At 51.6% G+C, this 21,762-nt stretch carries 23 protein-coding genes; 14 read left to right on the top strand and 9 right to left on the bottom strand.

Annotation, left to right across the window (positions count from 1 at the left end):
- Window positions 1–89: 89 nt before the first annotated feature.
- The 9 genes from fis to ppa form a co-directional block, all read right to left on the bottom strand.
- Window positions 90–398 carry a DNA-binding transcriptional regulator Fis gene (fis, locus tag ABD892_RS04060; RefSeq protein WP_345194076.1) on the bottom strand — a complete coding sequence of 103 codons (309 nt, stop codon included), beginning with the start codon at window positions 396–398 and terminating at the stop codon, window positions 90–92.
- Complete coding sequence (gene dusB / locus ABD892_RS04055) at window positions 395–1,384, bottom strand: tRNA dihydrouridine synthase DusB (protein WP_345194075.1); 990 nt, start codon at window positions 1,382–1,384, stop codon at window positions 395–397. Before dusB ends, fis begins: the two co-directional genes overlap by 4 nt.
- Window positions 1,385–1,584: 200 nt before the next feature.
- Window positions 1,585–2,670: a DUF3426 domain-containing protein gene (locus tag ABD892_RS04050; protein ID WP_345194074.1), complete on the bottom strand. Its 1,086-nt coding sequence runs from the start codon at window positions 2,668–2,670 to the stop codon at window positions 1,585–1,587.
- A 78-nt stretch (window positions 2,671–2,748) separates the two neighbouring features.
- Complete coding sequence (gene prmA, locus ABD892_RS04045) at window positions 2,749–3,627, bottom strand: 50S ribosomal protein L11 methyltransferase (protein ID WP_345194073.1); 879 nt, start codon at window positions 3,625–3,627, stop codon at window positions 2,749–2,751.
- 159 nt (window positions 3,628–3,786) lie between these two features.
- Entirely contained in the window at window positions 3,787–5,127 is a 1,341-nt protein-coding gene (gene accC, locus ABD892_RS04040) for an acetyl-CoA carboxylase biotin carboxylase subunit (protein WP_345194072.1), read from the bottom strand.
- 17 nt (window positions 5,128–5,144) lie between these two features.
- A complete protein-coding gene (gene accB, locus ABD892_RS04035; protein ID WP_345194071.1) occupies window positions 5,145–5,624 on the bottom strand; it encodes an acetyl-CoA carboxylase biotin carboxyl carrier protein in 480 nt (159 codons plus the stop codon).
- 165 nt (window positions 5,625–5,789) lie between these two features.
- On the bottom strand, window positions 5,790–6,230 hold the full coding sequence (gene aroQ, locus ABD892_RS04030) for a type II 3-dehydroquinate dehydratase (protein ID WP_345194070.1): 441 nt from the start codon (window positions 6,228–6,230) through the stop codon (window positions 5,790–5,792).
- A 252-nt stretch (window positions 6,231–6,482) separates the two neighbouring features.
- A complete protein-coding gene (gene dsbD, locus ABD892_RS04025) occupies window positions 6,483–8,321 on the bottom strand; it encodes a protein-disulfide reductase DsbD (RefSeq protein ID WP_345194069.1) in 1,839 nt (612 codons plus the stop codon).
- A 170-nt stretch (window positions 8,322–8,491) separates the two neighbouring features.
- Complete coding sequence (gene ppa / locus ABD892_RS04020; RefSeq protein ID WP_345194068.1) at window positions 8,492–9,022, bottom strand: inorganic diphosphatase; 531 nt, start codon at window positions 9,020–9,022, stop codon at window positions 8,492–8,494.
- Window positions 9,023–9,180: 158 nt separating this feature from the next.
- Between ppa and ABD892_RS04015 the strand changes: the two genes are divergently transcribed.
- The 14 genes from ABD892_RS04015 (at window position 9,181) to ABD892_RS03950 (ending at window position 21,700) form a co-directional block, all read left to right on the top strand.
- Entirely contained in the window at window positions 9,181–9,594 is a 414-nt protein-coding gene (locus ABD892_RS04015; RefSeq protein ID WP_345194067.1) for a CBS domain-containing protein, read from the top strand.
- Window positions 9,595–9,833: 239 nt separating this feature from the next.
- The gene (locus ABD892_RS04010) at window positions 9,834–12,077 is read left to right on the top strand and encodes a hypothetical protein (protein ID WP_345194066.1); all 2,244 of its coding nucleotides are present in this window, start codon (window positions 9,834–9,836) and stop codon (window positions 12,075–12,077) included.
- 77 nt (window positions 12,078–12,154) lie between these two features.
- Window positions 12,155–12,781: a hypothetical protein gene (locus ABD892_RS04005; protein WP_345194065.1), complete on the top strand. Its 627-nt coding sequence runs from the start codon at window positions 12,155–12,157 to the stop codon at window positions 12,779–12,781.
- A gap of 27 nt (window positions 12,782–12,808) precedes the next feature.
- Window positions 12,809–13,291: a SycD/LcrH family type III secretion system chaperone gene (locus tag ABD892_RS04000; protein ID WP_345194064.1), complete on the top strand. Its 483-nt coding sequence runs from the start codon at window positions 12,809–12,811 to the stop codon at window positions 13,289–13,291.
- Between the two features lie 5 nt (window positions 13,292–13,296).
- Window positions 13,297–15,135 carry a type III secretion system translocon subunit SseC family protein gene (sctE, locus tag ABD892_RS03995; protein ID WP_345194062.1) on the top strand — a complete coding sequence of 613 codons (1,839 nt, stop codon included), beginning with the start codon at window positions 13,297–13,299 and terminating at the stop codon, window positions 15,133–15,135.
- A 25-nt stretch (window positions 15,136–15,160) separates the two neighbouring features.
- Entirely contained in the window at window positions 15,161–16,600 is a 1,440-nt protein-coding gene (locus tag ABD892_RS03990) for a hypothetical protein (RefSeq protein ID WP_345194061.1), read from the top strand.
- Between the two features lie 27 nt (window positions 16,601–16,627).
- On the top strand, window positions 16,628–17,620 hold the full coding sequence (locus ABD892_RS03985; RefSeq protein ID WP_345194060.1) for a hypothetical protein: 993 nt from the start codon (window positions 16,628–16,630) through the stop codon (window positions 17,618–17,620).
- A gap of 67 nt (window positions 17,621–17,687) precedes the next feature.
- Entirely contained in the window at window positions 17,688–18,152 is a 465-nt protein-coding gene (locus ABD892_RS03980; protein WP_345194059.1) for a TyeA family type III secretion system gatekeeper subunit, read from the top strand.
- A 12-nt stretch (window positions 18,153–18,164) separates the two neighbouring features.
- The gene (locus ABD892_RS03975) at window positions 18,165–18,542 is read left to right on the top strand and encodes a type III secretion system chaperone family protein (protein ID WP_345194058.1); all 378 of its coding nucleotides are present in this window, start codon (window positions 18,165–18,167) and stop codon (window positions 18,540–18,542) included.
- 123 nt (window positions 18,543–18,665) lie between these two features.
- A complete protein-coding gene (sctI, locus tag ABD892_RS03970; protein WP_345194056.1) occupies window positions 18,666–19,094 on the top strand; it encodes a type III secretion system inner rod subunit SctI in 429 nt (142 codons plus the stop codon).
- Between the two features lie 50 nt (window positions 19,095–19,144).
- Window positions 19,145–19,960, top strand: a complete 816-nt coding sequence (gene sctJ / locus ABD892_RS03965) for a type III secretion system inner membrane ring lipoprotein SctJ (protein ID WP_345194055.1) — start codon at window positions 19,145–19,147, stop codon at window positions 19,958–19,960.
- Window positions 19,961–19,966: 6 nt separating this feature from the next.
- Entirely contained in the window at window positions 19,967–20,620 is a 654-nt protein-coding gene (locus tag ABD892_RS03960) for a SctK family type III secretion system sorting platform protein (protein WP_345194054.1), read from the top strand.
- Complete coding sequence (locus ABD892_RS03955) at window positions 20,617–21,273, top strand: HrpE/YscL family type III secretion apparatus protein (protein WP_345194052.1); 657 nt, start codon at window positions 20,617–20,619, stop codon at window positions 21,271–21,273. Before ABD892_RS03960 ends, ABD892_RS03955 begins: the two co-directional genes overlap by 4 nt.
- A gap of 187 nt (window positions 21,274–21,460) precedes the next feature.
- On the top strand, window positions 21,461–21,700 hold the full coding sequence (locus tag ABD892_RS03950) for a hypothetical protein (RefSeq protein ID WP_345194051.1): 240 nt from the start codon (window positions 21,461–21,463) through the stop codon (window positions 21,698–21,700).
- The last annotated feature ends 62 nt before the right edge of the window (window positions 21,701–21,762 follow it).

Genomic DNA, 21,762 nt, shown 5'->3' with positions numbered 1-21,762 from the left:
ATGCACTCAATCTGTTGCTTTGTTATTCGCTGACGGTCCCTGTGATAAAGAAAAAGGCGGAATACGTCCGCCTTTTTCTGATGAGCTCCTTACAGTAAGCCGTGCTGCTTGAGCTTTTTGCGCAGTGTCCCGCGGTTCAGTCCCAGCAGATTGGCTGCCCGGGTCTGGTTGCTCTTGACGTAGGTCATGACGGTTTCAAGCAGTGGCGCCTCCACCTCGGAAAGCACCATGTTGTAGACATCAGTGACATCCTGTCCGTCCAGATGGGCGAAATAGTTGTTCATCGCTTTTTCAACACTATCCCGCAGGGTCTGGGTCTCCTGCGCCACCGGGCTGGCCAGATGGCGTCGGTGGTCAGTGCCGGCAATGTCCTGACCTAAGGCTTCAGATGCCGTCATGCCGCGATTTCCTCTCCATTAATTAATCTCTCAAAATGCTCCCTGATACCGTCGCATTGGGCAGCACTGCACTCCAGACGGTTGAATACACTGCGGAAAGACTGGCCGCAGTCGTTGGCCTGAAGGTACCAGCCAACATGTTTCCGGGCGATACGGACGCCGGGTAGTTCACCGTAGAATTCATAAAGCTGGGCCAGGTGGTCCAGCAGGATATCCCGAATGTCTTCCAGCTTTGGGGCGGGCAGATGAGTGCCTTGTTTCAGGAAATGGTCGATTTCCCGGAATATCCAGGGGCGTCCCTGGGCGGCGCGGCCCACCATCACGGCCTGGGCGCCGGTATGATCCAGCACTGACCGGGCTTTTTCAGCGGAAGTGATATCCCCATTGGCAATCACCGGTATGGAGATCGCCTCGCAGATTTCAGCAATCGTGTCGTATTCCGCTTCGCCCCGGTACATGCAGCTACGCGTACGACCATGGACAGCCAGCGCCTGGATGCCGCAGTCTTCGGCAATACGCGCGATGGTGACGCCATTGCGGTGCTCGGGGGCCCAGCCAGTGCGGATTTTCAGCGTGACCGGAATGGACACCGATGCGGTGACACACTCAAGAATCGCGCGAACCAGTGCTTCATCTTTCAACAGGGCGGAACCAGCGGCTTTGCTGCAGACTTTCTTGGCCGGGCAGCCCATGTTGATGTCGATAATCTGGGCGCCCATCGCCTCGTTCTGTCGGGCGGCCTCAGCCATCATCTCGGGATCACCGCCGGCAATCTGGACGGAGCGGGGTTCCGCTTCGCCATCATGCACCAGACGCAGCCGGGTTTTCCGGGTTTTCCACAGGCGAGTGTCGCAGGTGACCATCTCCGACACCACCATGCCGGCGCCCAGCCTCAGGCAAAGCCTGCGAAAGGGGCGGTCGGTAACACCTGCCATGGGCGCAAGGATAACCGGGGTTTCAATGTCGTAAGGGCCAATTGTCAGCAAGGCTGGGTCTTCACTTTGTCTTCATGGGCGTTGGCTGCTCAAAAAAGCAACGGTAAACGGGGGCGCTATCATAACTGTTCAGCTGGCCGGATTAAAGCCATAACTGCCATTTGGTCAGCGATGCCAGCGCACTGGTTCGCCCCCTTGACAGGATGGCTGGCAGGTCACCATTTATACAGCGATATGATGAGGGTTCCTGATTATGGTGAAGGATCGGGGTAAAAAAACAACTGGTAATTGGTTGCTTCTTGGCCAGGGTCAACGATTTGTAAAGAGAGATGGATTGGTTGTCCGGGAGGGATCAGGGTGCTGCCGGCGAGTTCCCCTGCCAGGTATTCGTCGGGGGCAAACTGGCGACTTGCGATCACCTTGCCCTGATCATTGGTAAACGACAGTTCAATCAGCGGAAAGGGCTGGCTGAAACTGGCCCGGTTGCTGATGATGGCGTCGACTGACAGTGCATTCTCATAGTCGCTGGTGCTGCGGACTACCAGGTGACTGGTCTGTATCTGGCTGACATCAGACTTGCCGGGAAGTTCGCAGTTCAGGATATTGCAGGTTGTCGCAAAGAAGGGCCGCCAGTTGTCCTGGCGCGCCAGTGTGTCGAAATTAAAAAACAGTAACTGCCCGGCGAGCGTCACAATGGCGACGAAAGTCAGGCTGCCCCAGAGAAACAGGTGTTTCCATTGCCTGCGTTCCCCGTAATGCAGTGCGACGGGGGTATCTTCCAGTGACTGAAGCTTTTCTGTTGGCTTTTCGTGTTGAGATTGCTCCTCAGGCTCTGAGGTTTCCTGAGAATTGTCACTGGTTTGCGATGGCTCTGATGGCGCCTCTTTCAGTAACCCCGCCTCTTTTTCCAGTTCGCTGAGAATGTTGCGAGCCCAGGACTCGTCAGGCTGTTCATCCTCATCGTGATGGTCAATGTCATTGCCTGACGATCCTGTGTCGTCTGGCGACAGATTCATGAATTCTTCATTGAGCTCAAGCTCGTCCTGATCACTGGCATGATCATGGATCAGTTCGTCATCATAGTATTCGGGGGCGGGGTCAGGTTGCCTGGTGGTGGCCTCAGGCTTAACTGGCGTTTTAGTGGTCAGGGATTGCAGAATGTCATCTGGCAGCTCACCCGATGCCAGGTTGTCGGGTGCTTTGAACACTTGCAGGCAGGAGCCACAGCGCACAGAACCCCGAGCGGCCTGAAGGTGCTTCAGGCTGACTCGGAATGCGGTCTGGCAGTTGGGGCATCGGGTGACCCAGGTGTTTCTGGCGGCCTGCATGCTTTCCATGACAATCAAATTGTTGTTGTGGCTGTAGGCGCTATTTTGCCAGCTTGTCCCGGGAATGACTATTGTAGGGTTTTCGGCTTATTTGCGAATGCCGTCGAGGCGCACCCAACCTTCCTTCTCAACCGGTGGGGACATGGTAAACCACTCGCTATAGGCTTCACTGACCGCTTCGGCTTGCTCGGCAAGAATGCCGGATAATGCTAGGTGTCCACCGGAGCGGGTGAGTTCAGCCAGTGTTGGCGCAAGGCTGGTCAGTGGGCCAGCCAGGATATTGGCGACCATGACGTCGGCCTTAATGGCTGGCGTCGCATCCGGGTAATGCACATCAAACCGGTCATGGCTGATATGGTTTCGTTCGGCATTGATGGTAGAGGCTTCCAGTGCCTGAGGGTCAGTATCGACACCCACGAAGCGGCTGGCGCCAAGCAGCAGGGACGCGATGCCAAGAATGCCTGAGCCACAGCCATAATCCACAACCAGCTGGTTCTCTATATTGAGGCTTTCCAGCCACTCCAGGCACAGTGCCGTGGTCGGATGGGTGCCGGTGCCAAAAGCCAGGCCGGGATCCAGCATCAGGTTGACGCCGTCAGGGTCAGGAACATCTTTCCAGCTGGGACAGATCCACAGTCGCTGGCCGAATTTCATGGGATGGAAATGCACCATCCATTCCCGCTCCCAGTCCTTGTCTTCCACAATTTCTACGCGATGGGCGCTGAAGTGATCGGCGGCTGACGCTTTCAGCGCTTCAACCACGCTATCCATATCAGTGGCGGCATCAAACAGGCCGATGATACGGGTCTGATTCCAGAGGGGAGTGGTGCCCAGCTCGGGTTCATAGAGGGGTTGGTCACAGGCATCCTGCAGGGTGACGGCGCAGGCGCCCAGCTCAAGCAGGCTATCTTCGAGATGTTCTGCCTGCTCGGCGGTAGAGTCCAGTTTGATCTGTATCCAGGACATAGTGTGCTAGCTACCTGAAGGGAAATAGAAGCCCCGGTTGGGGAAGTGGCGGCAGGGTAGAGTGTTTGCTCTGGGCTGTCAAAGCAGTAGGCGGTAGGTTGTTATATGCGGCAATGTTAATCAGGACAGTCTGTGTGAAGACTGTCCTGTAACTTACGGTTATTCCGCGAGTTTCTTTTCCAGATAATGGATGCTAACGCCGCCTTTCTGGAATGCGTTGTCACGCATCAGTTCATGATGGAGAGGGATGTTGGTGCGAATGCCTTCGATCACAAACTCGTCCAGCGCGTTACGCATTCTTGCCATGGCGGTATCCCGATCCGGTCCCCAAGTGATTAGCTTTGCGATCAGCGAATCATAGAAGGGCGGGATAGTGTAGCCATTGTACAAGTGGGAATCCATGCGTACGCCGTTACCACCCGGAACGTGGAATTGCTTGATTTGTCCCGGTGATGGCATGAAGGTCTTGGGATCTTCAGCGTTAATCCGGCACTCAAAGGAATGACCGGTGAAACGGATATCGCTCTGTTTGATGGAGAGCGGCTCGCCGCCAGCAATCAGCAGCTGCTCTTTCACAATATCGATACCTGTGATGTATTCAGATACAGGATGTTCCACCTGAACCCGGGTATTCATCTCGATAAAGTAAAATTCACCGTTTTCATAAAGGAATTCAAACGTACCGGCGCCGCTGTAACCAATGTCGATACAGGCCTTCACGCAGCAGTTGGCAATATGCTGGCGTTGTTCTTCCGGTATGCCTGGCGCTGGCGCTTCTTCAATGATTTTCTGATGGCGACGCTGCAGGGAGCAGTCACGGTCACCCAGGTGGATAGCGTTGCCTTGGCCATCAGCCAATACCTGGATCTCGACATGGCGCGGGTTTTCCAGGAATTTTTCCAGGTAAACCGTACCGTTATTGAAGGCAGCCTGGGCCTCTGACTGTGTTACACCAATAGCGTTGATCAGCGCCTGCTCACGGTGTACAACGCGCATACCTCGGCCACCGCCGCCGCCGGAGGCTTTGATAATGACCGGGTAGCCGATATTACGGGCAATCTGGAGGGTGCGGGCGTGGTCGTCTGTCAGTGGGCCATCAGAACCGGGTACCGTTGGAACGCCTGCTTTCTGCATGGCGCGAATGGCCGACACTTTGTCACCCATCAGGCGAATCACATCCGGGCTTGGTCCAATGAAGGTGAAGCCGCTGCGTTCCACCTGCTCGGCAAAATCCGCATTTTCTGCGAGAAAGCCGTAGCCGGGGTGGATGGCGTTGGCATCTGTGACTTCCGCTGCACTGATGATGGCAGGGATGTTCAGGTAGCTCTCCGTCGGGCTATTGGGGCCAATGCAGACGGTTTCATCGGCCAGCCGGACATGCATGAGGTTGGCATCGGCCTTGGAATGTGCCGCAACGGTCTTGATGCCCAGCTCCTTGCAGGCACGCAGGATGCGGAGGGCGATCTCACCACGGTTGGCGATAAGGACTTTTTCCAGCATGAATACGCTCTCCGTTGTCAGACGATGGTAAACAACGGCTGGTCGTATTCTACCGGTTGCCCGTTTTCAACCAGGATGGCCTCAATCACGCCGGATTTGTCCGCCTTGATCTGGTTCATCATCTTCATGGCTTCAACAATGCACAGGACATCACCTTCTTTGACGTGTTGCCCCGGTTCCACGAACGGTGCGGAGCTGGGGGATGGTGACCGGTAGAAGGAGCCCACCATGGGAGAAAGTACCTGGTGGCCACGCATGGGGTCTTCGGCGGGTTTTTGCGAACTGCTACTCTGCGGGGCGGCAGAAGGGGCTGCTTCTGTCGCTGCAGGCTGAGCTGGCGTCGCAACCGGCTGCTGTACTACGGCCTGTTGTACGGGCACGGTACGGTGAGAGTAACGGCTGATGCGGACGGACTCTTCGCCTTCCTGGATTTCCAGCTCATCAATACCGGACTCTTCGAGAAGCTCAATCAGTTTTTTTACTTTTCGGATATCCATGCTCAGTCTCTGTATTCGGTCGTTGGCTGTCGAATGGGGGAAACGGTGAGCAGGGTGAATTCCATTGCCTGTGGGATCATGCTGATGGAATCGGGTCTGCCTGCTCGCTCGTTCAGGGCATTCAATCCGGTTGGGATTCAATGCAGGTATTCTTTAACAACGGTATTATCGGTTCAGTCGGTCAATGGCGGCGTTAAGGGCCAGTTCATACCCCATCGCCCCGAGTCCGCAGATCACGCCTTCGGCGATGTCGGAAAAATACGAATGGTGGCGGAAGGGTTCACGTTGATGAATATTGGACAGATGAATCTCAATAAACGGGATGTTAACCGCCAATAATGCATCTCGGAGTGCCACGCTGGTATGAGTAAATGCCGCAGGGTTGAAGAGGATGTAATCAATTCCCTGACGGCTGGCATCGTGGATGCGATCAATCAGTTCGTATTCGGCGTTACTCTGCAGAGCCTGCAGGTGATGGCCTGCCGCCACGGCCTGTTCCGTCAGGGTGTGAATGATGCCGTCGAGTGTGGCAGCGCCGTAGACATCCGGTTCCCGGGTTCCCAGTAAGTTCAGGTTGGGTCCGTTAAGCACAAGTATGCTGGCCATTCGACGCCCCTGTGTGGCGATGCGAGTGCCCTTGCCTGAGCCATGGGCTTCAAGGGGCGTAATATCGCACTGCGCTTGTCATTGATGAATGATGCCAGTCAATAAATGACGGAAAGCAATGGCTGGCATCACGATTGATTACAGCATTCTGCCGTATGGAAATAAGGGTGTCCAGTTTGCGCGTGTTACAGGAAGTTAACCGCAAGTTACAGTGGATTTCGTGACAGTTTCCAGATTCTGTCAGTTGGGGCTTCAGGAAGACGAAAGGGCTTGATCAAGCAGTGCAGCCATTTCTTCAACCGTGACCTCGCCCTGTAAACGCAGAGGTATGATTTCCTGGCCATCCCGGTCAAAAAACAGGAAAGCGGGTGGCCCAAACAGTTGGTACTGGTTCAGTAACTGGGTCTGCTCCGGTGTGTTTCGGGTGATATCCATCCGGATGGTGCTGAAGGCTTGCAGTCGTTTGGCAATACCGGGGTTGGCCAGTACCTCGCGTTCAATCACTTTGCAGGAAATACACCAGTCGGCGTAAAAATCCAGCAGAAGGAGACGGTTGTCCAATATGGCCTGTGCTTTCGCCGCTTCCAGTTCGCTCAGCGTGCTAATAGTTTGAAAGCTGGAATGGGCTGGATTGTTGGATGTCATACTAGGGGGCGGCGTCATCGTCTCTGACGCGAGTGGGCGAAGTGGATCCGTATTGCCCTTTATTCCGCCGATAAAGAGTGCGGCGCCGTATATCAGCAGCAGTATGCCAAGGACCTGTTGGAAGGCGTTCCAGCCTTTTCGCTGGTTAAAATCCAGGGCGCCAAGGTAAACTGCAGAGCCAATCAGCAGGCTGCCCCATAACAACAGAGTTACAGGCGCCGGGATGACGCGCTCGAGCAGCCAGACCGCGACACCCAGCATCAAAACGCCAAAAACGGTCTTGACGCCGTTCATCCATGCTCCACTTTTCGGCAGTAGTGTACTGCCACCGATGCCAAGCAGTAGCAGCGGTGTTCCCATGCCAAGACCCAGACTGAACAGCGCAGTACCACCCAGAGTTATGTCAGAGGTGCTGCTGATGTAAATGAGCGCCCCGGCGAGCGGCGCTGAAACACATGGTGATACCAGCAAGGTGGCAAAAATACCCATCAATACCGCGCCGAGGTAAGTGCCGCCCCGTTTCTCGCCAGCGGACTGGTCAGCCTTAAGCAATTTGTCCCGCAGTTTTTCCGGTAGCTGCAGTTCAAACAGGCCAAACATGGACAGTGCCAGCAGTGCAAACAGCAGTGCGAAGGGCACAAGAATCCAGGGGGATTGCAATTTCGCCTGCAGGTTAAGGCTGGCACCAAAGTAACCCATTAACATACCGGCCAGCGCAAAGGTGATGGACATACTGAGCACATAGCAGATAGTTAACAGAATAATGCGCAGACGGTTGCTGGTTTTCCCAATGACGACGGTCGAGAGAATGGGGATCATTGGCAAGACACAGGGGGTGAACGTCAGTGCCAGACCGCCAAGAAAGAACAGGGTAATGAGGGACCAGAGGCTGTTGCCGCTCAATAATGAGGCCAGAAAAGTGTCCTGTCTGGTTTCTGTTGTTATAACAGGCGGCGTTGTGGTCGTAGGGAGAGTTGTCTCACCGGTTGGCGTGTTTTCGCTGATCAGAATCAGGTTGGTTGTATGTGGCGGATAACACAGTCCGGCATCAGCGCAGCCCTGAAAGGTAACAGCGATTTCTGGTAGTGTTTCACTGGTTTCTATTGGTATCCGAATGTCTATGTCTTCGGGATACGTTTCCAGCTCGGCCTGCTGGTAAGGGTCGAATTTGACAATGCCCTCAGGAAGAACCGGGGTTCCCAGCTTCGTAGTACTGTCAACAGCCTGGAACCGGAACATATGCCGGTAGAGATAATGCCCCGGCGTGACGGTGAACTGGAGAACCGCCTCCTTGTCCGTGTGGTAGCCATTCAGCTGAAATGCTTCTTCTACCGGCAAAAATTCGTTCTCGGAGGCCTGTCCGAGCTGCGTCTGTAGCCCCGTTGCCATGACAGACTGGGACATGAGGATGAGCAGAAAAATAAACGGTCGAAAAAGCGTTTGCATGGTTTGGACAGACATTTATTGGTATTTAACTGATAGGTCAGGTTTGTTTATTGTCGTCCGTAATGGGAGAGAATGGCAATCCCGCAGGGATAAGTGGCTTTAATCAATGGGGCGTATGGTGGGGCATCGCTGGGAGAATGAGCCGGGCGAAAGCCCGGCTCATACGATGATCAGGCTTTCTGGTAAGCTTCAACGGACTGAACGATGGCTTCCCTTGCAGCCTCAGGGCCTTCCCAGGATTCCACTTTAACCCACTTGCCTTCTTCCAGATCCTTGTAGTTTTCAAAGAAGTGCTGGATCTGACGGACCAGCAGCTCGGGCAGGTCACGGTAATCCTTCACATCCTTGTACAGGCTGGTCAGCTTGTCGTGGGGAACCGCCAGCAGTTTGACGTCTTCGCCTTTTTCGTCGGTCATGTTCAGAACGCCAACGGCGCGGCAGCGAATGACAGAACCGTGGATCACCGGGTAAGGCGTCACAACCAGCACGTCGATGGGATCGCCATCATCCGCCAGGGTCTGGGGGATGTAGCCGTAGTTCGCCGGGTAGAACATGGGGGTAGCCATGAAACGGTCAACAAACACCGCGTCGGAATCCTTGTCAATTTCATACTTGACCGGATCACTGTTGGCCGGGATTTCAATGATAACGTTGAAATCGTTGGGGATATCTTTACCCGCAGGAATCTGCTCAAAGCTCATGTGCTTACCTTAAATGCGCAGTATCAATAAAGCCGGCAATTATAAGGGCTGAAGGGGATGCAGGCCAGCCCCCTGGTGCCGCGGAGTTTGCCAATCTCGCAGGGGACAGCTATACGAAACTAAAGGGGAAAAAAGTATTCCAACATGAGGAAGCAACCATGCGATCAATTACCGTGGCCGACTGTATGACCCGACGGGTGGTATCACTGGCGCCAAATATGGAAGTGGTAGAAGCCATCAGAATATTGCTCAAACACAAGATTACAGCGGCTCCGGTTCTGGATTCTGAACATAAATTGGTCGGTATTTTGTCGGAATCGGATTGTCTCTCTGCTACGTTGACCAGTAGCTATTACTCTCAGGATTTCGGGCTGGTTTCGGAATATATGACGGCGAGTGTCATGAGTGCGGGGGAAGACGATAGTGTGCTGGATGTTTATGAGCGGTTCATGAAGCAGCGCGCGGTGCGAGTACCGGTTTTGGATGATCAAGGGCGTTTGGTGGGTATTCTGAGTCCGAAGGATTTAATGCGAGCTGTGCTCGAATATTATGAAAAACCTGCGGGAAAATAAATGTCAATGGTATTTATTGATAGTTAACAATCTAAGGCTGTAAGTATAGTGTTATTACAAAAGCGTTGTTTGTGTTTTTTTCATAACTCTTAGAAATAGAAAATATTTTTTTTATTTTAAGGATACCTCCAACGCTTTTTAGGTGTTGAGGAGCCGTGTGCTTGTTCAACTAAGCTTTTTGTATATAAGCGTTTAGTGTTTAGTGATGAATAAGCGCGCGTGCTTCAGGGAAGAATGGTATGGCAAGTTCTTCAGGTTCTTCAGGTTCTCTTGGTATTAATAGGGCGGGTTTTAGAGCTCATCCACCGGATGGTAACGATACGCCTTTAAAAGGATCCGGTGTGTGGGGGAAAAGTTCAGTGGGATCTGTTCCTCACTCGCTTTCGTCCCAGTTGGCAGCAAGTAGATCGAATCCTGATATAGCAGAAGGACCACTATTAGGGGAGACCAGTTTATCCGACAGAGCCACTTCAGATGCTTCAGAATTGTCATCGTATAGAGAATTGGGCTCTGCTGAATTAGATATTGATGTGACAGGGAAATTCGATGAGAACACTGTGCAAGACTTACTCGGAGAGAAAGTAAACCAAAGTGACTTGAGTGATGACCAAAAGCAAGCCGCTCGTGAAAATATCAATCAAGGTTTCAGTTTTATCGGCTTTCTTAAGAAACATGCTGCGAAAATTGCTGGCGTTGCGGTAATTATCACAATAGGCATTGTTGCTTTCCCTTTTCCAGGTGTTGGTCTAGTCATTACTACCGTATGCATTGTTACACTTGTTGGTATCGCGACAATGTTAATTTTTGATGATAATACGGCTCTTATTCAGCCTGATAAAGAAAAAACGGATACATCTACGGATCAAACAGAACCACAGAAATCAAATCAATCTACAGAGCCAGACGATAAAAACGTAGCGAGTACACACTCAAGGGCGCAACCTCCAACAAAGGAACATTTAAAGGAAACAGAGCGGCTAAAAGAGATAGACCGGTCTCATTATCCCCCGGGCAGTAGCAAGCCGTATGGACAAGGGGGCAGTGATGAGGGACGGAGGCGCTCCCCAATTCCGGACTGGCAGCACAAACCCTATCAGCCCAATCTTAGTGACGCGGATCCAGATAGAAAAGATGTAGAGTTTCCCGAGTGGAAGCATCACCCATATACAGTCAATGAGGATGTTGATTTCGGTCCACGGAGTCGAGGTCCGTCCGTAGAGCCAGGTAAAGAGGGTGATGGGCGTGGGGCGCCACCGCCGCCCTCACTGAGGAGAACAGGCCGGCCTCAGAGCAGTCCGGACAGGCCGGATGGACAAGGACCTGACGGTGAGAAGCGAAACCGTCAGCCGATTCGGGACTGGCAGCACAAACCCTATCAGCCCAATCTTAGTGACGCGGATCCAGATAGAAAAGATGTAGAGTTTCCCGAGTGGAAGCATCACCCATATACAGTCAATGAGGATGTTGATTTCGGTCCACGGAGTCGAGGTCCGTCAGTTGAGAGAGCTGAAGAGGATGATGGGCGTGGGGCGCCACCGCCGCCCTCACTGAGGGGAACAGGCCGGCCTCAGAGCAGTCCGGACAGGCCGGATGGACAAGGACCTGACGGTGAGAAGCGAAACCGTCAGCCGATTCGGGACTGGCAGCACAAACCCTATCAGCCCAATCTTAGTGATGCGGATCCAGATAGAAAAGATGTAGAGTTTCCCGAGTGGAAGCATCACCCATATACAGTCAATGAGGATGTTGATTTCGGTCCACGGATTCGAGGTCCGTCCGTAGAGCCAGGTAAAGAGGGGGATGGGCGTGGGGCGCCACCGCCGCCCTCACTGAGGGGAACAGGCCGGCCTCAGAACAGTCCGGACAGGCCGGATGGACAAGAGCTTGATGAAGAGCTGAAGCCAGATAGTGGGGACGAGCTGCAATTTCACCAGGCAAGTCAGTCGATAGATGATGAAATACAAGCGTTAGGTGATCTATTGGCTGGGATGGAAGATGAAATGGAACCCCAGCAAGACACTGGATATGTCAGCGATCTTGATGATTCGTCACTCAATCCTGACGGGCATAGGCAGGAAGAGGACTACTCAGACTATGGCAGTGAATATGGTGATGACGCTGGGGCGGATTTTAATCTGCGAATGCAAATACACAAGGCTGCGCAATCTCAATCTGGAGCGTTGGAACAGGATGGCTTCCAGCATGGAAGTTTGGCGAAACCACTGCAAAGTGATGTGGTTTCCCCCAAATCAGTGTTAACAGAATTGCAAGAGAAAATATTCAAACATGGTATGAATTCTCCAGGGTTTGCTGCCTCATTAAAACAAATACATAAAGATGGCACGTTCCTTGGACAACGGGAAATCTGTCAATTTGCGAGAAAAGAAATTCTTAAAAGAAACAAAGAGATGGGGATGGTAGAGACTGATCTTGATGACTGGTCGAAGGTTTGGGATGCACTTAATAATAAAAGTTTATACTGAATGCTGTCAGTGTAACGAAATGATAAATCAAGTGGACAATAATAGTTTTTAAGACGTTATCTGAAGAGGAATAGTCCGTGGGAACTAAACCAATATCAGCATCCCAGGTGAATCAGCAGGATCAAATGGCGCAGGCGGCTAATAATAAGCGTCCCATGACGGGTCAGCAGATGATGAAAAAATCCGTTCAGCTGATTAATCAGGCCGCTGGCGCATCCAAAAATGTTAATTTCCTGAGTGTGGCCAGTCTTGATGCATTGATGCTCGCCATTATGAGTGAACGTGCAGAAATTCTGGAAGAAACCCTTCGGGAACAGGTGCAGGAAGTGCGGAAAAAGAATGACAAACTGAAGGAATCCAATCAGATTCTCGCCAAGGCTCGTGCAGCGAAGTCCGGTTCCAAGGAAAGCGTTAAAACGCAGATGCCGGAAGAAGTGAAACAGTTTTTCCTGAACAATGATATTGCCTGGGAGAAAAACGGCGGCAAGATTGATCCCAATAAAACCTATAAACTCAATTCTGCGCAGTGGGATCTTGCGATTGAAAATATGAAAGGCTTCACAGAAAGCTTGACCAGTACCTCTCAGCTGGATATGACCAAGCTACAATCGACATCCGGTAAATTTAACCAGACCTTTGAAATGATGTCCCAGTTTGTCGCCAAGTACTACCGGACCGCCGACAACCTTATTCGAAATATTTGATAATGCTTTTGTCATGGAGGACAGGCCGTGGAAACAGAACAACAGGATTTTAGCGCGGGTGATTATGAAGGCATGCTGTCGGATTTTCTGAGTCGGGGGGGGACTTTCAAAGATCTGAAAGATATGAGTGAAGACTCCATGGAGGCGATATACAGTGTTGCCTATAACCTCTATGAAGGTGGTAAATATGACGATGCCATCAAGGTTTTCCAGTTTCTCTGTTTCTATGACCATTATTGCAAGAAATATTTTCTAGGCCTTGGTGCCTGTTTGTTAATGCAAAAGGAATACGACAGGGCCATTGAAGTCTTTGGTTACGTCTGTGCGATAGATACCTCTGATCCGCAGGCGATGCTCTATATTGGTGATTGTCACTTGGCTGCAGGTGATTCAGAGGCTGCCTGTGTGGCGTATCAGGCGGCAGTGGACTGGGCTGGGGATCAAGCGCAGTGGCGGGATGAGAAGCAGCGTGCCCAGGGCATACTGGACAGCCTCAAGGATGGAGAGTAGTCACCATGGCAGATGGGATCAGGATAGATTCCACAGCGGCGTCGCAGTCAGCGAATAATGTACCGCTGGACGGAACAGAAAATGCCAAAGAAGTGGTTGGACGAGGGTTTACTGATACCAACTCGGTATCGCATCAGGGGCACCGTTCTGTTGACGGGAAAGTGGCGGAGAGAAAGATTGCGCTGCCATCCCCTCGGCTGACAGCGGCCGATACAACACCTCGGATCTTGCAGGAAGTCGATGGCAGCCTGAAAAATATCAATCCTTACGAAGCACTCGGTGAGCTGTTTACAGGGCTTCAGGATGATCTGGATGAAGGCGAGGTCGCGACAGGCACTGAAGAGGGTGAGGCTGTAACGGGGCAGAAGCATGCCAAATCACGTATTCGCCGACAGAACGTGTTGGCTGAGGCGGTCAAACAGCAGATCGCTAACCCCGGAAAAGCTGACTTACCAGCGATGGGGCAGCTGACACAGGATGATATTGCGCATTTCCAGTCCATTGAGCCTAAGAGCGTTCAGACGCTGTCAGATACGGCGCTGGATGTCATGGCGCATGTAGGGGCAATTGAAAGTGCGCCTAAAGAGCTGATGGATGACATTAAGGCCACAGCCACCAAAGCCTTCAATGCCCTATTGACCGGTGATGTTGAGGATGCCGCCAGATGGCTGATGGAGGTGCAGACCAAGCTGCAGGATAACCGAATCAAGTTTGATTCTGAGGCAATTCAGGCCAATAAACTCAGGCAGCAGCAGACTCATGAAAATCGCATGGACAAGTTGTTCAAGCAGTTGGAAAAACTGCGTGAAGCGAAAAAAATGGGTCCTATCATTCAAGCGCTCAGCATTATTGCCTTGCTGGTCACCTATGTCATTGCTGCAGCGACCATTATCACACCGGGGGCGCAGGCCGCCGGTGCCCTTCTATTTGCAGCGGCAGCTGTGATGACAGCTTCCATGGTTATCAGTGAAACGAAGGTCATCAAGGATGAAAAGGCGGCATTGGCGGTCAGCATTTCTCTGACCGTGCTGGCTGCAATCCTGTCACTGGGTGCTGGTCTTGCAACAACGGCAGGATCCGGTGCAACGACTGTTGCCTCGCAAGCAGCCCGGACGGCTGCAGAAACCACTGCGAAGACAGCCGCCAAGGAAGCCGCCAAGGCCGCGTTGAAAGAGGCTGCTAAAGGCGCTACGGATGATGTGATTAAGGCTGCTGCACGGGAGGCGTCGAAAAGGGTTGCGGAGCGGGTTGCCCGGGAGACAGCCGAGGCCGCGATCACCGAAGGGATGAAGCCGATGGCCAAGGAAATCCTGTTCCGGTCAACGCAGAAAGCGGCAGAGCAGGCTGCTAAGAAAGTCACAGATTCTGTCATCAGGGAATCCACTAAAGCTGCCACCAAAGCGACTGTCAGAGGGATGACGCAGCAGCAGATGCAACCCACGGTGAACCAGATTACCAATACAGCCAGAAATAGCTTGAGTAATAACGCGATCAAAAATATCGGCCAAAATGCCGCTCAAGAGGCAACCCGCGAAGCTAAGATGGGAGCCATGTATAAAATCGCAACCTATGGCCGTTACAGCGCCCAGTTTGTTCAAGGTGCCACGATGACGGCCCAGGGGGGCGTAGAGATCAAGTCAACCATTGTGAAAAAAGAGGCCGCTGATTACGGTGCAGATGCCAAAGAGGATATGGCGCGACTGGCACGACTTCAGTTCCTCATGGAAACATTAATGGAAAATATCAGGGAGATTTATGAGCAACTGACTTCGGGTCAGCAGATTGCATCAGATACCCTGAAATCAGCACTGGATACCAAGGGTTCCATTATCAGTCATATCTGATTGGATCAGATGAAGGAGTTCATGGATGAGTATTGATGGCGTTACACCTGGAACCAGTGGGGTTCCTACCGAGAAACTGCCTCCTGAAGGGCAGCCGATCACGTCAAGTAAAACAGTGAATGCAGGCAATTTGAAAGGGGGGAATCTCCAGTTCGGTGAGCCGGTTTCGACACAGAAGTCGCAGTCTACCGGTATGCCGAAGCCCGCATTACAGAGTCCCGCCTCTGAGCCTTCCATGAAAAACTACCAAAATACCATGAATGTGTTTAACAGCGTGGCATTGCAGCTGGATGCTGAACAGCAGGCAGGCGTTTTGGCAGCGCTGGCGGAAGAACTGGAGGCCGGCGGCGATGATGGTGAAGGCGGTGTTTTGATTGGGCAAAAAGGTGGTCGGGTAAGGCGACAGAATGTGCTGGCCCGAGAAGTGCGTCTGAAAAATACCACGCCGGAGCAGGCGAAGGACATGGCCAACCAGTTGCGAAACGTGGAACGTGAACTCACAACGCTAAAGTCCGCTAAATCGGAAGCGTTTGAGCAGACCAAGGCTGCGATCAGTAAATTCCAGCAGGCCCTGGCCAGTGGTCAGCTTGATGCGGGTGAAGCGGCAGAATTGCTGAAAGATATTCAGCAAAGCATGGAAAATGGGGCGTTTACCTTTGATCAGTCTAAAAAGACGCATATGGATCGCCTTATGAAGCAACTGAGCCCTTTCTCCCCGCCTGGCGCAAAGGAGATTAATCTTAAATCCACGGACAGTGGGCTATCTGCCAAGCTGGACAACAAAACGTCTGTTGATGCCGACTTTAAGAATGGCAAGATGGCGCTGAATATTGACGGGCAGAAAGTCGAATACCAGTTTGGCCCGAAAGACACGTTCAAGGCCACAATTAACGGTCAGCCCATGGAGTTTGATCTCCATGAAACCAAAATTCTGACGGATTTCTTCCAGATTATGTCCCTGTTCCATGAGATGGGCGTTGCCATGCGCAGGGTGCACCGGGAAGGTCGAAACGCCTCGCAGGAAATGGTGGTTGAAAAGATCAAGATGCAGGCTGAGAAACAGCGTACAGCCGCCATGCAGCAGTTTGTTGCCGGTATGGTGAGTGCTTCTGCGAAAGTGACGTCCGGCTTGATACAAATGCGTGGTGCGACGCAGGCGATGAATGCGTCACGGGCGGGGAATAATGGCATGGCGGAAGCCATTTCTGCACGGCATCGTGGTATTTCCGGGTTGTTTGAAGGTCTGGGCGAAGCCGGCGCCTCTGTGGCTCGTTACCAGGCGGGTATCACGGAATCTGAAATTACTTTGCTACGTGCTGAAGAAGAACAGGCCCGGTTCACGAAGCAGACCGAACAGGACCAGATGGAAGTGGCTAAGGAACTGACCAGTAAGGCCAGGGATACCTATATGCAGGTCTGGAATTCGTTCCTGCAGGCCCAAACGAAAATCAGTGGGAATATCTGATTACCGATAGCGGAATGGATACGCGGCATGTCTATCGATGCGCTGAACAGCGGTTCGGTCAATACGACGGGCTTAGACGGTTCTGATAAAGCAGGGGCCGGCCGTCCGGTCAGTCCCTTCAGCCATTCCCAGTTGGGCAGCGGCAAAGTGCTTTTTAACCCAAGTCTTTTTGTCGATGCCAGTGATATTCAGGATGTCCTGGAAGGTGGGGCAAACCTGAAAAAACTCATGGCTACCTCCAAAAAAACGGAAGAGACGGGCGACGATTTTCTGGAAACGCTGCACAAGAAGCTGCAAGCACTCAAGAAGGTTCAGGAAACCGGGCAGTCCCAGCTGGATCCCGAACAGCTGGGGGCGTTACTAAAGCAACTTCAGACCCTGCATGAGAACGGTGAGCTTAATGAAAGTGCCATCAAGCGGGCACTTGGGGGCATGTCGGGACAAGACCAGTACGAAGCCCTGGGATTGATCATCGAAACCCTCCGGGAGTCGGACAGTGAAGCGTTGGCCAATAATCTGGCCAATACGCCCGTCATAGATCATAACGGACAGTCGGTTACCTTCTCTGAAATGCGTAATGGGTTGCAGGGCTCGATGAGCCGTGTGGTCGATTTCACGACCTTGGCAGAAGCCATGTCATACATTCATGAAGAAATGAAAACGTCCGGTGGTTTTTATGAAACGGTACTTGCCGGTATCGACTGGCTACGTTCCGGGCTGGTAGTTGAAATGGCCATGATGGAGGGTGCCGGGGCCGCATCATCCAGCAGCGATGCCGGTAAGCCGACCGCTCAGGCCGCTGAAAAGCTGTATCTTTCAGGGAATACCGATGGTGCACTAGCGCTTATTCATCGAATGTCTGACAGGAATGAGTTGCTGTTGTTGCAAGAGAAAATGAAGCAGGTACCGCTTAATACTCCACAGCAAGCAACCGTACTGACATCGATAGAAGAACGGCTGAACCGGCTACAGCCAGAGAAACCCAAGGCCCCTTCGGGGCGTTCAGCCCGACAAGGTTAAAGTCTGGTTATTGATACGTGGAACACCATTCCAGTGATTTCCACGAAAGGAGTTACGTTAACTCGTCATGGATGCCACACAGTTAATACACATCAGAAAACGGCTGGAAGTCCTGTTTGGCCTCAACACCTTTATCCGCAAGTTTCAGGATGAAGAGCAGGTTGTTGATAAGTTCCTGAAGGAATCTGACGCGCTGCCCAAACCACTGTTGAAAGAAGGCGTAATAGCCCGGGAAGTGCTGAAGCTGCTGGATCAGCGCTGGGTGTCTGTGGCTGATACGGAAGTGATTCCTGAAAAAATGGGGGTGCCGGAAGACCTGCTCGCTATTCGCATTTATGTGCTTAACCAGGTACTGGAAGCCTACCGAAAGATTCCGGATCAATATTTTAAGGAAAGTGACCACCGTGAGAATGTGCTGGAAGCGGTGCAGGAAGCCCTTGACGACCTGATCGAACAGGAAGAAGCCGAAGAGATGGGTGAAGAGTTCGATGATGAGGATGAAGACGACGATGATCTGGATTTCGATTTCTGACCAGGAGGTGTCATGAAGGATATTGTTGCCAGCGCAGTTGTAGATTTTGCTCGTACCATGGATGTAGATAATCTGGAGCTGCCTGATAATGGCGATGCCGTCTGTTTTGCCTTTGACATTGCCGGACAGTTTTTTATTGAATACGACGATCAGGGTCTTTATCTGTGTCTCGCCAGAGAGATCGCGGAGTATGACGCGGCCGAGAAGGCGGCCAGCGCATATCAACTCTGTCATTACAAAAATAGCCGGAAATATGACACCCAGATGGCGATCAAGGATGGTAATCAGATGATTCTGCTGGCTTTTCTGGCGCAGGAGCAGGTCACTGGGCCCGAAGTAGAAGCCGTTTTGCAGCATCTGGTTCAGATGCACGATCGAATTCAGGGCTGAATGCGATTACCGTCGTTTTTTTTATTTCGAATCATGTAGTTAGTCGGATATTTTTTCTGGACGTAAGTCTTATTGACTAAACTTTCTTAATAACAGTAGCCATTAAAAGTCGAGGCAGTAGTTATGACAACCAATATTAATGGCGTTGGCGGCGTTACCGAGAAAGGCTTACAGAAGTCCGACGAACAGGATCTTGAGAAACTCAAGGAACAGGCGGATTCTGACGATACCGCGCAATTTGATGCATTGATGAATGAAGGTGGTATCAAGAGTGAGAGTGAGACGAATGTGGCAGGTGAACCCGTGGTGTTCAAGGAAGCCCCTGCCAATGCCGGCGACAAGATCCTCAATGCTTTCATGGGCATGAAGGACAACATCGAAACACGGCACAGTGACATCAATAAAATGCTGGGCGGGGAAGGGTTCATGTCCATGAAGGACATGATCAGTTCCCAGCGGGCGATCACCAACCTGACCATGACGGAAGACCTGATCGCGAAGATTGTGGGTAAGGCCACCCAGAATATCGATACCCTGATGAAACAGCAGTAAACCAGCAGGGCGACCGGTAAAAACAAGGACGCTTTTACAGGTACATAGCGGTGCAAAAATCCAGATTATTAGCCTGCCTGGCATTTATACTGCTGTTGTCGGGATGTGAGGTGAAACTGTATACGGGGCTGACCGAGCGGGAAGGCAATGACATGCTGGCCATCCTGCTGGAAGGCGGTATCAACGCCCGCAAGGAATTGGATAAGGATAAGAACCTGACGCTCTTTGTGGGGCAGGATCAGGTGTCCCGAGCCATCCGAATGCTCCGGAATGAAGGTTTCCCGAAGGATCGTTTTTCGTCTGTCAGCGATATTTTCCCCAAAGATGGTCTGATCTCGTCGCCTACTGAAGAGCGCGCTCGTTATACCTATGCCATGTCACAGGAACTGGCCGCCACGTTGTCGATGATTGATGGTGTGCTAACGGCCCGGGTACATGTCGTACTGCCCCAGGATTCCGCTGGTATGCCTGAGGATGCTTTCCCCTCGTCTGCCTCGGTGTTTATCAAATACACTCCCGAGCTTGAGTTGGGTGGGTTTGTGCCCAAGGTAAAAACGCTGGTTGCAAACAGTATTGAAGGGCTGAGTCTGGATAAAATCACGGTTTCACTGTTCCCGTCCTCACGTATTGAGGGAAAACCGACGGAGGTTGTCAGTCCGGAATTATCATCTTTCCTTTCCATTCGGGTCAGTCCGGAAAGCAAGTCCCGTCTCTACCTGTTGTTAGGCAGTCTCTTGGTCTTGCTGGTAGGTGTTTCGGCCTTCTGCGGCTGGATCATCTGGCAAAAAATGCAGCGTAAGCGTCGGGGTAGTGATGAAGACGATGAGGGCTTCATGACGCCTGTTGAGCTGGATCGGGAACCATAAATTGTCATGGGCATGCAGCAGCTGGTGCAGTTACTGGATTTCAATTACGCCCCGGCGGCGTATATCGATGCCAGCTGGTTGCAACCGCTTGACCATGGTGATGTAGCCGCCGCGTTGTTAGGTAACCCGGTCGCTCAGCCCTGGATGTCGAAGTTTATTTTGCGTACGTTCAACCTGACCGATGATGTGGACTTCAACTTTGAAAGTGACGTGAAGCAAATTGCGTTACTGGAACGTCCCAGGCTGGCACAAACTGTTTACCATGCCGGGTTGTCATTAAATTCGGCCATGCTGCGAGGTATTGTCAAACGGCAGGAACGCAGCGCCATAGAGGCCTGTATCGGTGCGGATGCCTTTATGTTTGCGGTCAAGAAAGCGCCTTACATCGCAGGAGCTTTGCCGGAAAACTTCCCCTGTGATTTCCAGATTGACTGGAATAACCCGGAAGAAATGAAAAAACACCTGTTCCGGTCTGGCGTGAAACTGTTGGGAACCGTGCTGAAAAAGGAGCCTGAATGCTATAAGCGTCGTTTGTTATTCAAGTTTCCCGTGGCCAGTAAGGAATATTTTTATTCGGCCTCTGCCATGCAGAGCAGTGATGAGGTGATCCGCCAGGGCGGCATCATGTTGAAAAAACTGATGAAAGAGTTTTCAGGATGACTATTCGTGTCGTTGGCATTAACCACAATGCGATTCAGTTGCCTCAGGGAACCAAGGTACTGAAGGCTGCGGAATATCAGACCATCGCCCAACTGGCATCCATGCTGGATATTGCCAAAGAAAGGGCTGACTCCATTATTGAGCAGGCCAGAAAAACCTTTGAAAAAGAAAAGGTGCGTGGTTTTGATGAAGGCATGATGGAAAGCAAGATCGAGCAGTCTGAACAAATGCTTAAGATGGTAGGCCGCAGCATCAACTATCTGGCGGAAGTCGAAGGTGAAATGGCGGATATTCTGATGAATGCTGTTAAGAAGATCATTGACGGTTTTGATGATCGGGAGCTGACTGTTGGGTTGATACGCAGTGCACTCCAGCATGTCAGAAATGAGCGGCAGGTCAGTGTTCGCATTCCTCCGGGGCATTATACGTTTGTCAAAGAACGGATTGCCGAGATTCTTGCAGACTACAAAGGGGTTGGATTCATTAATCCGGTGTCTGATCCACGGCTGGATTCAGGCAGTTGCATTCTGGAAAGTCAGATCGGCGTGGTGGATGCCAGTATTGATATTCAACTCGAGGCTTTGAAACGACGCTTTGAAAGTATTTCTGCAGAAACAATGGGCGCCATTAAGCGTTCGGAAGCAGATATCTGATCGTTTAATCTTCATGCTATTAGGTTGTTTTCCCGTATTGCTTTTCTTCTGTTTTTGTAATCGCCAGAGGAATTAAAGTTTCATTTCTTCGGCGATTACAATGCTAACTCTTCTCCCAATATCCTCTCTTTGTAGGGTTTCCCTATTCAATTAACCCATTGCCGCTTTAAACAGGGTGTAATATATAATGCAAATGAAAAGTGATGTTTTGGAAGGGTGTGCGTTTTATATCTGTGAAAAGGGAAATACTATTTTTGATCAGGGCAGAGAGCTTGTTCGCAAGGTCTATTCGGATATATGGGGTACAACACAGTTCAATGATGATATGGATCTTGGTGTTGTTGCAATCAATCGTGATGGTGACACGATAGGGAATGTGAATATAGTCATCAGGCATCCACAGATACTGTTGTCAGCACCGATTTAAAATGTCCACTTTCCACCGATTGGATTTGACCTCCCGATTAACCCTTTCATGGCCGATATTTC

It is taken from the genome of Kistimonas scapharcae, assembly GCF_039540975.1.
Classification (GTDB): Bacteria; Pseudomonadota; Gammaproteobacteria; order Pseudomonadales; family Endozoicomonadaceae; genus Kistimonas; species Kistimonas scapharcae.
This window is presented reverse-complemented; position numbering and strand designations above follow the sequence as displayed.